General features: G+C 59.1%; 13 protein-coding genes and 1 riboswitch. Of the genes, 5 read left to right on the forward strand and 8 right to left on the reverse strand.

The window, feature by feature from the left end; genetic code table 11:
* Window positions 1–172: 172 nt before the first annotated feature.
* The 4 genes from RJ40_RS01355 to RJ40_RS01370 form a co-directional block, all read right to left on the reverse strand.
* Window positions 173–439 (reverse strand): hypothetical protein, encoded by a 267-nt coding sequence (locus tag RJ40_RS01355; protein ID WP_265581555.1) that lies wholly within the window; start codon window positions 437–439, stop codon window positions 173–175.
* 385 nt (window positions 440–824) lie between these two features.
* Complete coding sequence (locus RJ40_RS01360; protein ID WP_265581556.1) at window positions 825–1,223, reverse strand: hypothetical protein; 399 nt, start codon at window positions 1,221–1,223, stop codon at window positions 825–827.
* Window positions 1,224–1,332: 109 nt separating this feature from the next.
* Window positions 1,333–2,097: an ATP-binding protein gene (locus RJ40_RS01365; RefSeq protein WP_265581557.1), complete on the reverse strand. Its 765-nt coding sequence runs from the start codon at window positions 2,095–2,097 to the stop codon at window positions 1,333–1,335.
* 220 nt (window positions 2,098–2,317) lie between these two features.
* Window positions 2,318–3,151: a prenyltransferase/squalene oxidase repeat-containing protein gene (locus RJ40_RS01370; protein ID WP_265581558.1), complete on the reverse strand. Its 834-nt coding sequence runs from the start codon at window positions 3,149–3,151 to the stop codon at window positions 2,318–2,320.
* Between the two features lie 4 nt (window positions 3,152–3,155).
* Window positions 3,156–3,217: riboswitch (Fluoride riboswitch) on the reverse strand.
* Window positions 3,218–3,323: 106 nt separating this feature from the next.
* Between RJ40_RS01370 and RJ40_RS01375 the strand changes: the two genes are divergently transcribed.
* Window positions 3,324–4,004 carry a potassium channel family protein gene (locus tag RJ40_RS01375; protein ID WP_265581559.1) on the forward strand — a complete coding sequence of 227 codons (681 nt, stop codon included), beginning with the start codon at window positions 3,324–3,326 and terminating at the stop codon, window positions 4,002–4,004.
* Window positions 4,005–4,098: 94 nt separating this feature from the next.
* Window positions 4,099–4,557, forward strand: a complete 459-nt coding sequence (locus RJ40_RS01380; RefSeq protein WP_265581560.1) for an EVE domain-containing protein — start codon at window positions 4,099–4,101, stop codon at window positions 4,555–4,557.
* 4 nt (window positions 4,558–4,561) lie between these two features.
* Here RJ40_RS01380 and RJ40_RS01385 read toward each other — a convergent pair whose 3' ends face one another.
* Entirely contained in the window at window positions 4,562–5,791 is a 1,230-nt protein-coding gene (locus RJ40_RS01385; RefSeq protein WP_265581561.1) for a BaiN/RdsA family NAD(P)/FAD-dependent oxidoreductase, read from the reverse strand.
* A gap of 297 nt (window positions 5,792–6,088) precedes the next feature.
* On the opposite strand from RJ40_RS01385, the gene RJ40_RS01390 reads away from it, so the two are divergent.
* Both RJ40_RS01390 and RJ40_RS01395 read left to right on the forward strand, forming a co-directional pair.
* On the forward strand, window positions 6,089–7,903 hold the full coding sequence (locus RJ40_RS01390) for a PAS domain-containing protein (protein ID WP_265581562.1): 1,815 nt from the start codon (window positions 6,089–6,091) through the stop codon (window positions 7,901–7,903).
* A 107-nt stretch (window positions 7,904–8,010) separates the two neighbouring features.
* The gene (locus tag RJ40_RS01395) at window positions 8,011–8,406 is read left to right on the forward strand and encodes an SHOCT domain-containing protein (RefSeq protein WP_265581563.1); all 396 of its coding nucleotides are present in this window, start codon (window positions 8,011–8,013) and stop codon (window positions 8,404–8,406) included.
* A gap of 232 nt (window positions 8,407–8,638) precedes the next feature.
* Here the strand turns inward: RJ40_RS01395 and RJ40_RS01400 are convergent, their stop codons facing one another.
* Entirely contained in the window at window positions 8,639–9,475 is an 837-nt protein-coding gene (locus tag RJ40_RS01400; RefSeq protein WP_265582591.1) for a fasciclin domain-containing protein, read from the reverse strand.
* A 571-nt stretch (window positions 9,476–10,046) separates the two neighbouring features.
* Between RJ40_RS01400 and RJ40_RS01405 the strand changes: the two genes are divergently transcribed.
* Window positions 10,047–10,829 carry a pyrroline-5-carboxylate reductase family protein gene (locus RJ40_RS01405; RefSeq protein WP_265581564.1) on the forward strand — a complete coding sequence of 261 codons (783 nt, stop codon included), beginning with the start codon at window positions 10,047–10,049 and terminating at the stop codon, window positions 10,827–10,829.
* Between the two features lie 451 nt (window positions 10,830–11,280).
* Here the strand turns inward: RJ40_RS01405 and RJ40_RS01410 are convergent, their stop codons facing one another.
* A complete protein-coding gene (locus tag RJ40_RS01410) occupies window positions 11,281–11,646 on the reverse strand; it encodes a SpoIIAA family protein (RefSeq protein WP_265581565.1) in 366 nt (121 codons plus the stop codon).
* Window positions 11,647–11,721: 75 nt separating this feature from the next.
* Complete coding sequence (locus tag RJ40_RS01415) at window positions 11,722–15,975, reverse strand: PAS domain S-box protein (protein ID WP_265581566.1); 4,254 nt, start codon at window positions 15,973–15,975, stop codon at window positions 11,722–11,724.
* Window positions 15,976–16,090: the final 115 nt, after the last annotated feature.

Consider the following 16,090-nt stretch of genomic DNA (forward strand, 5'->3'; position numbering starts at 1 on the left):
TCCCCTATGAAAGAAAATTTCTGATCTCCCGTGCACGAGAAAACCGAAACATACCCCGCCAGAAAAAATCATCACACTTCAAAAAATTCCTTGGCACCCCCAGGGCATGCCGCTCACAAAAAATTCACAAAAAAACGCGGAAAGGCGGTCTACTCTTCAGCCCTGCCCCGCATCAGGATAGGGGCGAGGACGACAAACTCCTCTTCAGATGCATCAATGGCGCCTTCCCGACCCTATCTTCATCCCGGGGGTCCGGGGGCAGAGCCCCCGGCGCAAGAATGAGGAAAGGCGATGGATTCAAGGTCATAGGGGGTTGAGGGGATGAAAAGAGGATGGTTTCTACAGGGCCGAAGAACCCCTTCTTCCCTGAATTCTTCTTTTCGAGTTCGAGGATCTTCTCGTAGAGGTTCCTCTCTTCGTCAGAGAACTTCTTTGGCACGACAAGCCGCACTCTCCGCCCGGAACCTGGAGGACCATGCTGTGATTGATTCTGCCCGGGATTTTCAGTTCGACCGTGCGGTCGTCGATAATTTCTGGGATCTGCGGGGTGATGCCGCGTGAACTCGAACTGATGTATTCCTATGCCTCGTACCGATACATGCTCGGCCGTTGCCCTGACCCGACGGTCTACCGATCGAGATTGTCCATCTGAAGGGATATCTCAGAAAGACGAAAGGGACGTACTGGCATCCCGGTCACCCTCGTGCCGCCTGGCGGGACCATCGCCGCGTTCAGGGATCTTGAGGCGAGATCCCCCCCCAACGGCAGTCTGGGCATGCGGGGGGCCGGGAGGAGTTTGCGGCGATGTTCAGGGGACTGTGACTCTATGATCCAGCCGCGTCCTCGACCTCCTCCAGCCACTCGTCCCTCCTCGTCGCCAGATACATCACCGTCGCCCGACTTTCCCGCACCCGTTCACAAAGTGCCCGCCCGAGTGCCGCCGCACATTCGGGACACGGGGCATAGAGGGCCGGGTCGTGCTCCACCACGATGCTCTGCCGCTGCACTTCGCCGAGCAGAAGAAGGAGCTCCCTCGCGTCCCGCACCGGCCAGGCATCCACATCCCCCGCGAGCATGCCGCCGATCGCGTCGAGGACGGGGTGCGTCCTCCCGCAGAAGTAGACCGGCGGAGGATCCGTTTCCCTGACAACCAGGGCAACCTCCTCCCTGGGTGCGACGAGGACGGTGAAGGCGGCCTGCCTGATGACGGTCTTTTGATGCATATGTTCCGTCCGGTTTTCCAGATAATGAGATGATGGCGTGCGTGCGGTCCGAAAGTGTTTTTTGGTCTGAGAGGGGGGGACAGACCGGGTCCGCCCCGACCCACCCCATCTATCCCAGATCTTCGATGAGTCGCCGGCCCAGCAGTCTGATCTCCGAAAGGTCGGTTGCGATCTCCTCGCCCCTGAGACCGGCCCCCATGAGATCCGCATCCGTTGGAATGACCGCAGCGATCCGATCACCCTCTTTGATGTTCTCTCGCATGAGGGGCTCGCTTGTCTCGTCCACCTTATTCAGGATGAAGTACACCGGTTTGTCCATGCTCCGGGCCATCTCCAGAACCTTCTCCGAGAGTCTCAGCGACTCGAAGGACGGGTCGATGAGCATCAGGACCGCATCCGCGTTCTCCTCGATTCCCCTCCCGAAGTGCTCGATGCCCGCCTCGGTGTCGATGATCACCGTCTCGCCGGGGTTCAGAGTCAGGTTGCCGATGAACTGCCGTGCAAGCATCCCCATCGGACAGGCACACCCCTCGCCCGCCTCGTGGATCTTCCCGATTGCGACGAGTATTACGCCGTCCTTCTCCGAGATATAACTCGCCGGAAGATCGGCCAGCCCCCATGCTTCTTCAAAGAACGAGACCGAACCATAGTCTGGCGCCGCCTCCATGATCCTCTGCATGACGGCCTGCTTGCCCCCATAGTAACCGGTAAAATCCTGAGGAAGGTCGAGGCCCAGTTGCCGGTGGAGGCCGAAGTTCGACTCGTCGGTGTCGACGACAAGGACCGGGCTGCCATTCTCTGCCAGTGATTTTGCGAGGAGGGCTGCAACCGTGCTCTTGCCGCTCCCTCCCTTTCCGCATAGAACAAGTTTCATGATACTCCCGTTGTTACAATTCTGATTTTAAGTAATATCCGATATTCAAAATTTCGATATGGATCGCAAACGGTCCCGGCCTGATCGGCAGGCATGAATAAAGAAAGACCTCCCCGACATCCTGCCCGGATGCCAGGGACAGACTTTTTCTAAAGAGTAAGTTTCGTGAAGGCCTTCCCTTCGAAGGAACCCAGAACACCGGATGGACTCACAGGAACGGTCAGGCCCATCTCCGTTTCATACGATCGAGGGCGTCGAGCGCCCTGACGGCATACCAGGTATTCTCCAGCGTCGCCGTCCCGCCGAAGACCGACCTCGAAAACCCGCCGGTATCTCGCCTGCACCGGCGGACAAATGCTCCGGCGCCGTCTGCCGGCGGCACCCCGAGAAGGCGGGCGGCTTCGACGCCGGCGGCGACATGTTCCAGATATGCCGGGACCGCCCCCGGCAGATTCAGATATCCATAGACCGGGTGGACACAGCAGGCCAGAAAAGATCTGGTGCTCGGGGGGACAACTCCAAAAAAGGCGGAGATCGCAAGAGCGTGATAGGTCTCGACGAGCGTGGAATACCCGCCGCCGTACCCGCTGTCAGGGCGATGACAGGTTCTGACCGCGTTGAGGAGGGCCGTTCGCACCGTGGGGGAAGGGTGCGCCCTCAGAGTCAGGCAGAGTCTGACGAAAAGATGCGGCCTTGAGAGCAGACTCGTCGACTCGACCGGGCGCGTGCCGCCGTTGGAAACAGACGGAACGATCGAGAAGAGCCAGGGGAGCGGATCGCGCTCAGGCCCGAGGTCGAGGACGGCGAGAGACGAGAGTACATAGTACCCGCTCTCCAGCGAATAATACCGCCCGTCCTCCCCCTGCCTCTCAAGAAGCCAGCAGGCGGTTTCGGGATCGTCCGGCACCGCCCCGAGGAGGCGGAGAGTGTCGAGGGCGAAGAAGGTGTCCGCAGGGTTTGGTTCTTCGAGGCGGTAGAAACAGTAACCGCCGTCGGCACACCGCCGTTCGGCGATGTACCGGATACAGGAACAGATGATCTCGTCGGTGAACATAGAACCTCATGCAGACGTCATCAGCCTGGTCGGCGTTTGAAGGCGGACGTCATCGCCTGCATGCGGTCGTTGATCAGAGATGATTTCGAGTGGGGAAGGATAAGGGTGGCGGTCCCCCTCCCGGAGATGCAAAAACTCATATAAACAGAGACTCATCTGCGGGATGATCAGGATGCACGGGAGATGGCGGGAGAGCCTGCGGACTAAAGTGGGTGACCTCTCAGTCTATCGGTTCAGAATATTGCTCTTTTTCCTGATCCTCACCCTGATCATCATTCCGCTGGCTGTGGTGTACCCCGAATTCAACCCCCTCTTTCTCATTTTCTTCTCCATGGTCATCATCAGCGGGGTCTTTGCGGCACAGAGAAAACGACATTTTCTCATCCTCATCCTCCTCCTCGCCATCCCCGCGGTCGCCGCCCGTTGGATCTCCTACCTCTTCCCCACCGCCGTCAGTGAGATCACCGTCCACCTCTTTGCCCTCCTCTTCTTCTCGTTCTTCGCCGTCTATCTCCTGGAGATCGTGCTCAGGGCAAAAACGATTACCGGCGACACCATCGCCGGGGCGATCAGCGTTTATCTGATCATGGGACTGACCTGGGCGCTGGCCTACCAGTTCATGGACGAGATTCAGCCAGGCTCGTTCGCCTACGACACCGGCACCGGGCCGGGCGGCGTGCTCTCTCTGATGGACTATGTCTACTTCAGTTTCGTCACTATCACCACCCTGGGGTATGGCGACATCTACCCTCTCTCCCCGGTGGCGGAGTCGGCCGCCTCCTTCGAGGCGGTGACCGGGACGATCTATATTGCGGTGCTCATCGCAAGGCTGGTGGGGTCGATGGAGTGGTAGGCGGCGAGACCAGAATTTCCGGGGCACCTTCACGCGATTCATCTCCCCCACCTCAACGATACCCTGATAACGCTGCTCACCAGAGCAGAGTCTCATGACTCACTGGCTTGCCATCGCCAACCGCGACAACGCCGTCGTCATTGAGAAAAAACAGATCTGGGGCGTCCCGAAACGATATGTCAACCAGATCGCGAAGACCGGACCGGGGGACACCCTCCTCGTCTATGTCGGGCAGGAGGTGGTCGACAGGGACACCACGCTCCCGCCGGCGATCACCGGGTGTTTTGCGATCACCTCAGAAGTCTATGAAGACACGAAAAAGATCTTCACCGCACCCCCCAGACTCAGGGACGAGATCTTCCCGTTGCGGATCAGACTCGCGCCCATCAAAGTCTTCGACCCACCCCTTGAGTTCAAACTCCTGATCCCGAAACTGGCATTCATCACCAACAAGAGACAGTGGTCAGGGCATATCAGGGGGCAGGCGATGCGGGTAATCCCTGAGGAGGATTATGCATATATCATGAAGGCCGCCGAAACGCCGCGGGACTGAGAAGTCAAAGTTCTCCTCGTGCAATCGCCCGTGCCGCTGAAAAGCCCGTTGAGAATGCCGCCTGGAGATTGTAGCCGCCCGTATCCCCGTCGATGTCGAGCACCTCGCCGATGAAATAGAGGTCTGGCACCAACTTCGAGGCCATGCTCTTCTGGTCGACCTCGTCGAGCGAGACCCCGCCCCGCGTCACCATCGCCTCGTCGAGACCTGAGAGGGCCTGCACGGTGAGCGGCCACTCGATGAGATGGGTGATGATCCGGTTGCGCGCCTTCTTGTCGAGGTGGGCGGAGGTGAGGTCGGCGGCGACCCCGGCTGCTTCGAGGAGTTTTCGGATGAAACGCTCAGGGAGCGGGTAGTCGTTGAGGATCGTTCTGACCAGTCGGTTCCCATTCGAGGCGGTCTTCTCGACGAGGTCTCCGACGAGGGACTCGCGGGTCATGCCGGGGAGGAAGGAGATCCGCAGCACATCGCCGGCGGTGATATACCTGGAGAGATGGAGGATACCCGGCCCCGAGAGCCCGGAGTGGGTGAAGAGGAGGTCGCCGGTCTGCTCGCGGACTTTCTTGTTCTCTCGAAAGAGCGAGATCGAGAGATCTTCAAACGAGATCCCGGCAAGGTCGGCGAAGGGGTGGGCCCGCACCTCGACGGCAGCGAGGGCCGGGGCGATCGCGGTGACCGTGTGCCCGAGGGCCCTGGCCATGGCGTAGCCGTCGCCGCTCGATCCGGTGGACGGATAGGTGGCCCCGCCGGTGGCGACGACAAGGGCGTCGGCATGGTAAGAGGACGGGCCGGTGCGGACCGTAAATCCCTTCTCCGTTGCGGCGACCTCTTCCACGGCCTCGTCGCACCTGATCTCCACGCCCATCCGCCTGCACTCCTCAAGGAGGAGGGACAGGACGTCGGCGGCCTTCCTGCTTGCGGGGAAGATCTTCCCGTTCGGTTCGGTGACGGTCGAAAGGCCGCGCTCCTCGAAGAACGCGACGAGGTTGCGGTTGGTGAAGCCACGGAGGGCCGGTCGCAGGAACTTCCCATGGTCACCGTAATGATCAAAGAACCCGGCGACCTCCCCGGTATGGGTGAGGTTGCACTGCCCGGTCCCGGTGATGAGGAGTTTTCTCCCGCAGGATTTTTTCTTCTCGATCACCAGCACCTGCCGTCCTTCTCCTGCAGCATGGACGGCGCAGAAGAGCCCGGCGGGTCCGCCGCCGATGATGATGATAGTCGGAGTGGCCACAGTATCCCGGTATGCGTGGGCCGCAAGAGATCTTAGCACTATCTGAGGGGAAGATGCAACGGGGCAGCCTGCTCTCCAACCATGTTTTTGCTGGCAGTATTATCCTGATTTCCGGCCTTCTTCCTGGATTGGGTTGTCACCGATCCTTAGAATGAAAAGTCCTGCCACCAGAACCGTTCCAGGAAAAAATCTCGCAAAAACTACAATTGTTTTAGATTTACCAAAAATATTGCGCAAATCAAATGAATTCATTATAAGAATATTCATATACTTCGGTGTGATAATATCAATATTCAGGTGAAATCCCCCCCGAACAATTCCCTCTCAGGGCAGGACGATGCGCCAGGTTTCCTCCAGCGCCTGGTCGACAGCATCAGCATACCCCTCTTCTACAAAGACACTCGGCAGGTCTACCTTGGGTGCAACACTGCCTACACCGAATTTATCGGATTACAAAAAGACGAGATCATCGGGAAGACCGTCTACGACATCTTCCCGCCCGAATTTGCCGAGACCTACCAGATCAGAGACACCGAACTCCTTGCCAACGCCGGGGTCCAGCAGTACGAGTTTTCGTTCCGGTCCGGTGACGGCAGGACTCGCCGCGTCGTCTTCTACAAGGCGACGTACGCCGACAGGTCCGGGAACGTCGCCGGCCTCGTCGGGATCGTCCTCGACATCACCGAGCAGCGGAATGCCGAGGAAAGACTCCGTCATTCTGAAGAGAAGTTCAGGATGCTCTTCGAGACGATGAACCAGGGAGTGGTCTACCAGGACGCGGAGGGGGGGATCATCGACGCCAACCCGGCCGCCGAGGCGATCCTCGGCCTGGCCCGCGCTCGCCTCCTCGGAAAGACTCTGACCGACCCATGCTGGGACGCCGCCTGCGAAGATGGAGAGGAGCACCCAGCCGAGGCCGCCCTTCAGTCAGGGATAAAAAGCAGGAAACTGGTCGGGATCAGAGATCCGATCTCTGACGAAGAAAAGTGGGTGATGACCTCGACCATCCCGCAGGGGGGCAACAAGGTGGCACAGCCGTACCACCAGTTCACCACCCTCGTCGACCTGACCACCGAGATCCAGGCCGAGCGGGCACTTCAGCATTCGGAAGCCGAGAAGGCGCTGATCCTGAACTCAGTGGACGAAGTGATGATCTACCTGGACTCCGACTATCGGATCATCTGGATCAATGACGCCACTTCCATACTCCTCGGGATAAAAAAGGAAGAAATCATCGGCAGGCGCTGTTATGAAGTCATCTGGGGGGGCAGCGAACAGTGCCCGTGGTGCCGGATCCCCCGCGTCGTCGAGAGCGGGAAGGCCGTCTCCGACGATGTGACCCTTGGAGACAGCCGGATCTTTCATATGACCACCTATCCGGTCCGAGACGAGATGGGTGCCATGGTTGGGTACATCGAGAAAGGGATCGACGTCACCGAGATCACCAGGACACGCCAGGCCCTGGAGGAGGCGAACCGAAAACTCGCGCTCCTCTCGGGCATCACTCGCCACGACATCCTCAACCTGGTCATGGCCCTGACGTTCTATAACGGAGAGGTTGAGAAAGGCCTTCCAAAAGACTCAGAACTGGCCCCACTGGTCGGGAAGATCAAGGAGACGACACGATGGATCGAGGAGCAGATCTCGTTTACCAGAGACTATGAGGATCTGGGAGTCCATGGTGCCGAGTGGCTGCGGGTCTCAGACCTCCTGCAGCGGGCGGCAACGGTCATCCCCGGAGAGATCGCCTACACCGAATCTGTCGGCGACCTGGAGGTCTTTGCCGACCCTCTCCTTGAAAAGGTCTTTTACAACCTCTTTGAGAACGCGGCCAGCCACGGAGGAAGGGTCACCGAGGTTTCGGTCTCCTTTGTGCCCGGCGACCCCACGGGGACGATCGCGATCGAGGACGATGGTGTCGGTGTGCCGACATCAGAAAAAGAGCGGATCTTTCAGAAGGGTGTCGGGAGAAAGACCGGGCTTGGTCTCTTCCTCTCAAAGGAGGTGCTGGAGATATCGGGGATCGAGATCAGGGAGACCGGCGGGGAGGGTGAGGGGGCGCGCTTCGAGATCCTGGTGCCAGTCGGTGCGTATCGCTCAGGTCAGGCGTGAGAGAGAACGCCGCATAATATTCTAATATCAGGACGCTGGGTATGCCTGATCATAGGGGATCTCGGGCGCGGCGGACCCCGGGGTTCCGGCATAGGGGGGACGAAGAGATGATGCGAAGACCGGCTGCCAGACGGACGGCCAGGCGGACCTCACGCAGGGTGACGCGTCGGCAGTTCAGGAGGACGGCCCTTGCCGGTGGGATGGTGGCGCTTGCCGTTGGCGGGACGGCAGCCGCTTTCAAGGTGCGCCAGCAGGACGTCGACCGGATCGAGGTGTACACAGGAAATAAGATCGATGAACTCTCAGAAGATGAGTTCAACCTGGCCATGGACGACCTGGGCATCAAGGAACAGGAGTTGACCGAGCAGGACATCAGGACGATCGAGAAGGCACCGCCGGAATCTTATCTCGACGAACTCGAACGGCTTGCAGCCCTGAAGGAGAAGGGTGTCATCACCGCAGAGGAGTTTGAGACGAAGAAGAAGGAACTCCTGGGTTTGTGAGGAGCCTCTCTTCAGCCCGGATTGATGACATTCAACCCGCTGCGTTCGGAGGCGGGGCAATGGATCGAAGAATATCGTCGACCTATGATAGGTCCGGCCGGAGAGTCGCACCGACCTTCCCGGCTTCGGGATCTATTTTGAATAATCTCATGCCAGAAAAACGGGATGAAGGGAGTACATATCTCTTTGTAACTCTCCGACATCCCGATCCTGCAAGACACACCGCGGCTCCTTAGACCATTTCCTCGACCGGGGTCTCTTCAACAATGGTCTCTTCAACCACTTCTTCCTCGACCGGGGTCTCTTCTTCGACTACCTCTTCTTCAACCACTTCCTCTTCAACCATCATCCCTTCAGGCAGCAGCACGCCGTCGATGACATGGATGACACCGTTCTCCGCCTCGACATCGGGCATGATCACCGTGACATTGTCGACCATCAACCCTCCCTCAGCGTCGAGGGTGAGGGTGAGGTTCTCGCCGGCGAGTGTCTGCACGGTCATGTTCTCCTCAGCCATGGCGATGAGGTCGGTCGAGTTGTATTCTCCCAGCACAATATGGTTTGCCAGAACGTAAACGAGTTCTGCGGACACATTTTCAGTGGACTCGTTTTCGACAGGTTCGGTTTCAACCGTCTCATTCTCGACCGATTCGTTTTCGACGGACGCGTTTTCGGCCATATCAAGCTCAAGGGCTTCGAAGGCCTCGTCAGATGGAGCGAAGACAGTGTACGGGCCGCCAAGGGCGAGGAGTTGCTCCATGCCCGAGACCTCGACCACCATTGTCATGATGCTCAGGTTTTCATCTGCTGCGATCATCGCATCCAGGCCGTCCATCCCGTCGGTGACGTTATCCATCTCTTCTTCTACTATCACTTCCTCGGTGACGTTGTCCATCTCTTCGTCTATTACTACGTCCTCAGTGACATCGTCCATCTCTTCGTCCATTTCATCGGTGACATTTCCCATCTCTCCTCCCACTTCATCACCATTCTCCTCCGATGAAGCGAGCGGGACGATGCAGAGGCCGATGAATATGGCGCAGATCAGGAAAGTCCTGAACATCTCCATTCCTTTCACACGAACACCTCTCTTGTATTTACGGGGGAAGTCGTACGGACAGGGATGAGCAGGTAAATGGGCTGGTTCGATGAAATCTACGGTCTTCGCTGGTGCAGCGTGGTCCTCGTAATGCAGTCGTCTTCAGGATAATGCGTCCCCCGCATCCCTTGAGAAACTCAGTTATTTTATTTGAATATATCTGTAAGAACCGCGCAGAGGCGATCAAGTGCGATATGGGGACCATATATTTCCTTTTTTTAGAACTGATAGTATCGTAAGCCGCCGTCTCCCTCTTACCCGATGTATCACTCTCATCTGTCTCGCGTCCAGCCTGGCTTCGAGACCGCGGATCCCTTCTATGGTCATCGTTCATCCATTTTCTGAGATTTTCATCACCAGGTCTGCAGGCTTTGCGGCCAGATGGAAAAAGAGAGTTCCCTCACCGACATATGACGGAGCTTCTTGATCTGACACCCCGGCCCCCTCGCACTCCTCAGTCTATCATGTCCACATGGAGGGAGGTGCGGGAGCCCTGATCTCTGGTTTTATCCGGGTCTCCGACTAACACATACGGCAGACTATGACTCAGATCGGCGTCATCGGCACGGGCAGCATGGGCAGCATGCTTGTCAGGGCCTTCATCAAAAGCGGGGCGGCGGCCCCGGAGGAGGTCATCGCATACAACCGGAGCACCAAGCGGGCGGCCGCTCTCTCGCAGGAGACCGGGATACGTCTCGGCACCTGCCGGGAGGTTGCGGCCGGGGCAGGGATCGTCTTCCTCTGCGTCAGACCCCACGAAGTGGAAGGCGTGCTCAGAGAACTCGGGGACACCCTCTCCCCCCGCACCCTGCTCGTCTCCATCGCCGCCGAGGTGCCGCTGGCCGACCTCCAGGCATGGACCGGCGCACGGGTGGTGCGGGTGATCCCGACGCTCACCTCTGAAATACTGAAGGGGGCCTCCCTCGTCGTCTTCGGAGAGCGAGCGACTTCGACGGACCGCGACCTGGTCCGCACCCTCATGGACGCGATCGGCCGGGCCGTCGAGGTGGAGGAAGAGGCGTTCGAACTCCTCACGCTCCTCACCAGTTGCGGCCCGGCGTTTATCGCCGCCACGATGAAAGAGTTTGCCGCGGCGGCGGTGCGGCGGGGCGGAGTCTCCCCGGCATGTGCCGACCTCCTGGTCACCGAGACCCTCGCCGGGACGGCCGGGTTGCTCGAAGAAGAAGGGAGCAGTTTTGACGAAGTCATATCACGGGTCGCCACCGAAGGCGGGATCACGGCGAAGGGCGTGGCGGTGATCCGCAAGGAAGGGCCAGGCGTCTTTGACGCGGTGGTCGCGGCGGCGCTTGGAGAGGACGAGTGACACCAAGAACCCGAAGGACAGTCCCGGCCCCGGGCAATATCCGGCCATATCGGCCTCCTTTTTGAGAATGAGGCCCCATATTTGAACTCACTTCGGCCTCAAATCCCGAAAGTCCAGATAATCGGTTTTTCAAGAATCGAAGAGGATATCGTGAAGTCACCCCGCCTTCTGAGGGGCTGTATGGAGGGGGAGGTAGTTTCACCCCCTGCCCTCCCGGTACGCCCACTGTCGGGACAGGAGATCGGCCGGAAATCGGCTCGATTATTTAAAGGCATTTGGGGCGCATCCTCGATATAGAAACAGATTGAGGGACCATAAAAGCCCGGAAGTCCCTTTCCAGGTGCCTTCTCTCCCATCTCATCACCCACCCGCACTTCCCGGGACAATGACGGCCTGAGGGCAGACAATGCATCGAACCGCGGACCGTTTTCATCGCCCTGAAAGATCTCCGTCACCCGGTCCCTTCCCGCAGCCATACCCACGCCGCGTCCCGCTCGCTCTCAGGAAAGTACCGTCCCTCATGGGCATAGAGCGGCACGGCAAGTCTTGCAATCCACTTCTCCCACGCCGCATCGCCGACGATTGCCAGACGTTCGACCGACCGGCCGTACTTGATCCCGAACTCGAAGTCCTCCCAGAGCGCCGCAAGTTCCACACCCTGGAACTCCTCCATATCGCAGAGCATCCTGATCGCCCCATACTCCCCGATGACCCCCCCGGCATCCGCGAAGATGCGGTCGTAATCGGCGGCGGTCAGTCTCCCGCTCACACGATAGCCCACGACCTTCCCCTCGCTCTGGTCAAGTTTCTCGATCATACCTGTGCCTCCTGCGTCCCGGAGGAGAGATTGAGATATATAGATACTCCCGCATGCCCCTCTCTGATCTCCTCCTCAATCGCGGCGGCACCCCGATGCTCTCCCCACAAACCGGCACGCCCTCCGCGGCACCGAGATCTCGAACCGTGCACCCTTCCCTGGTTCGCCGGTCTCGCGGATCAGAAGTCCGGTGATGGCAAGCACCTCGCGGGAGAGGTACAGCCCGAGACCGGTATTCTTGTAATACTCCCTCTTGAAAATCCCATCTTTGAACTGCTCCGGGATCCCGACGCCGTCATCCTCGCAGACAATGACGACCCCACCCTCCTCCTCCGTGCAGGAGAACCGTATCGTCGTCACGTGCTCCCCGTACCGCAGGGCATTGTCCACCAGATTGAAGAAAACCTTCTGAAGAAGGGGATCGGCATAGATCTCCAGACCCTCGAACTCGATCGAGAGGGCCACCCCCCCCACGTCCAGCGCCCGCACGCTCCCGGCGATGACCCGGCGCACGTCCTGCCACACCGGAGCCGCGACCCCGATATCCTGATAGTCCCGCGTGAACTCGATCTGGCGGCGTATCGATTCGGCGGCCATCTCCTCCTTCTCGATGTACCCGAGCACCGTGGGATCGGTTGTCTCCGCCTTCGTAAACCCGATATAGCCAAGCAACACTGTGATCTGGTTGAGGATATCGTGCCTCGTGATGCTGGAGAGGAGGTTGAGCTTTTCGTTTGCCGTCCTGATCGCCATCTCCGCGATCTTTCGTTCTGTGATATCACGTGCGACCAGGATTACCGAATCCACGGCCATCGGCGAGATCACCGCGGCAAACCATACCTCCCGCCCCCCGATGGACAGACCGTACTCGAAGTTCACCGGCCCCCCTGTCTCCAGCGCCCGCTCGATATTCTCATGAAACAGCCTGGCCTGCGGACCTGGACACACCTCGTCGACAGTCTTCCCGAGCAGTTCGTCGGCAGGCCTGTACAGGAGCGTCGGGTTGGTCGGTGCGACCTTCAGGTACCGTCCCTGCGCATCACAGACAATGACGACATCGGTCATACCCGCAAACAACGCCCTCAACTCGGCCTCTGAAGCGTTCCGCTCCTCTTCGGCCCGTGTGCGCATGACGAACTGCCCGATCCGCTGGGCGATGATCGTGATGAGGTTCTCTTCTTCCTTTAAGAACGGCCCCTCATCGTATTCAGGCCGTTCTTCCAGGTACACCACCTCGACCCTGCCGATCGTTTTCCCCCCGGCCACGATCGGCCGTTCCTGTGTCCATTCCGTCTCCCTGAACAATGCAGTCCGGTACATGCTCCCGTCCACGGTGATCCGCACCGCCGTGATCTCCGGGTACTGCCAGGCAGGCAGAATCGCCGCCGCGATATTCTGGATCACCCCGTCGATAGGCGCCTCCCCTTTCTCCAGGATGTTTGAGATTGCGTACAGACACCTCAACTCTTTGACCCGCTCGTTGAGGTCGTACGTTTTCTTCTTCAGCGCCTCTTCGGCGTGTTTGCGCGTGGTGATATCGCGGACGATCGCCTGGACTGACACCTCGTCCTCCAGCTGGATCCGGTTCAGACTCACCTCGGCAAAAAACGGTGTTTTCCCGGAGGTATGGCACTGACACTCGAAGAACTGCGACTCCCCCGCAAGTGCCCTCATGATCTTCTCCGAAACTATTTCCATCGAGTCCGAACCGTCGGGCTGGAGCGGCGGTGAGAATGCAGAGAGCGTGCTGCCGACGAACTGCTCGCGCGTGCACTCGAAGATCGTGAGCGCGCGTGGGTTGCAGTCGGTGATCCGGTTGTCCCTGATGAGCAGGATCGCGTCGTTTGCGTACTCGAAGAGCGACCGGTACTTGGTCTCGCTCTCCCGCAACGCCTCCTCGGCATGCCGGAACTCCGTGACATCGCGGATGCCCTGCACCGCACCGGTCACCTCCCCTGCGTCGTCGTAGAGGGGAGCGGCAAACGCCTTCAGGATCACCTCCTTCCCCTGCGGCCGCGCCTCCCCGGTCTCGGCGATCAGAAAATCTCCGTGCCTCTCGATCTCGCGATACACTCGCTCTTCTAGTTCCTCAGGGGAGGAGGAGAGGAGATCGAGAAGAAGCGGCCTTTTGTCCCCGTAAAACGGAACAGCATAGGCATGGTCGCCCTTCCCGAGAATCTCCACCGCCAGAACACCGGTCATCTCCTCGATCGACCGGTTCCACGCGATCACCTTCCCCTCAAGGTCGACGGCAAAGATCGCATCAGGCATGAAATGGATCAGGTCGGCGAGACGCCGCGTCTCTTCCGCTTTTTTCCGCTCGGTGACATCCATCACGGCCACAATACTCTGCTGCGTCCCAGGGATCGTCGCAACCGACATGAGCCCGTTCCTCACCTCCATGGCTCGATTTTTAAAATGACATTCATAGACCAAAGGGACCTGATCGGGATCGACCCTGCGCAACCGGTGATATCCGGCCACCCTCTGGAGGTCGGCCTCGCACGCCACGAAATCCTGCCAGCTCATCCTGCCCTCCACCTCGTCCCGGTTATACCCGCTGAGTCTCTCGAACTCATGGTTGACAAGGGAGATGGTCGTGTCCTCATCGACGATGACCACCGGGCTTCCGCTATTCTCGAAAAGCGTACGGTACCTGGCCTCCGACGCCTTCAGGGCTTCTTCGATCCGTCGCTGATCGGTGATGTCCTCCATCGTCTCCACCGCCCCGATGACCCGACCTCTCGCGTCCCTGATCAGAGCCGCGGTGAAATGCAGCCATGTCCCGTTCTCACCCATCTCGGGAAAGAAGGTCGTGCCCTCGTATGCGTCCTCGATAAATCGCGACCTCGTATATTTCTCCTCGTCCCACCCCGCGAACTCTCTCCTGTCAGGCGCCCCGTCGATGAGCAGGTCCGCCAGGCACGGTCGCTCGTCCGGATAGAACGCCTTCCAGTGGTCATGGGTGCCGACGACCTCCGCGGCCCTGATCCCGCTGTATGCCTCCAGCGCCTCGTTCCAGTACGCCACCCGGTGGTCTCCGTCGAGGACGAACTGCGGGATCGGAGAACCCTGAACAATGGCATTCAGGCGTGCGTCTTCGGCCTCCTTGTACTCGGTGATATCCCTGAGCGACTCGATCGCCCCGATGACCTCGCCCTGATCATTGTACAGGGGCGAGGCCTTCCCCCACAGGTATGCCCCGCGGCCGTCAGAAAGAAGGGGGAGGAACATCTCGGCCACGACGGTATCGCCCTCGCGTTCCAGATAGTGGTATGCGGATCCGAACTCGGCGTCAGGTTCCTGGACGAGGTCGACGAGGATCGGGATGGCCTTCCCGTAGAAGGGCACGGCATATGCATACTCTCCCTTGCCAAGCATATCTTCCTTCTTTACCCCGGTCATCTCCTCCATCGCCCGGTTCCAGGCGATGACTCTCCTTTCGGTATCGATGACAAAGGTGGCGTCGGGGAGGAAGTCGATGATGTCCAGAAGTTTCTGACGTGCGGCCTCGCGCTCTTCTTCAGCCTTTTTCCGCTCGGTGATGTCGCGGATCGACTCGATCGCCCCGACGACCGTGCCTTTCGTGTCGTACAGCGGCGAGGCGACGAACCAGAGATAGGCGCCTCTCCCTTCGTTCAGGCGGGGCACGAAAAATTCCGAGATCAATCTGTTCCCCTTCCGTATGACGCCGGGATAGGTGCTCCCTGCCTCCTCTTCCCCGGCCAGCACCTGATCGATGAGGAGCGGCCTCCTCTCGCCATAGAAGGGTACGGCGTATGTGAAGTCTCCCTCTCCAAGAACCTCCTCTGTTTTTATCCCGGTCATCTCCTCCATCGCCCGGTTCCAGGCGATCACCTTCCCGTCGAGGTCGACGGCAAAGGTGGCGTCGGGCAGAAAGTTGATCACGTCGGCCATCCGCTGCCTGGATTCGCGGAGTTCGACCATCGTCCACTTCCGCTCGATGGCAAGGGTGATCTTGTGTTCGAGTTCGACGAACTGGGAGACCGGGTCGCCTCCTTTCTGAAGATAGAAGTCGGCTCCGTGGTTGAGGGCCTCGATCACCACCTCCTCCCTCCCTTTTCCGGTGAAGAGGACGAACGGGAGGTCGCCGAAATGCGTGCGGATAAATTTGAGAAATTCGATCCCGTCCATCTCGGGCATCTGAAAGTCTGAGATGATGCCGTCGTATTTGTGTGAGTGCAGTTTTTCGATCGCTTCTGCGGCCGATCGTGCGGTCTCGACGGTGAGATGTCCTGATTGTTCCAGGAAAAGTTTGCCGATCTCAAGAAGCGCCGGTTCGTCGTCGACGTAGAGAATGGAGAACATTTATGCCAATCTTCATATCTCTCACCTGATATAATCGCTGTGATCGGTCATTCCGGAAAAAAAGGAGGGGAGGGGATGAGGGGTGAGGGACGGCAAGGGATCGTCTCGCCCGTCC

It is taken from the genome of Methanofollis aquaemaris (genome assembly GCF_017357525.1).
In the GTDB taxonomy this organism is placed as follows: Archaea; Halobacteriota; Methanomicrobia; order Methanomicrobiales; family Methanofollaceae; genus Methanofollis; species Methanofollis aquaemaris.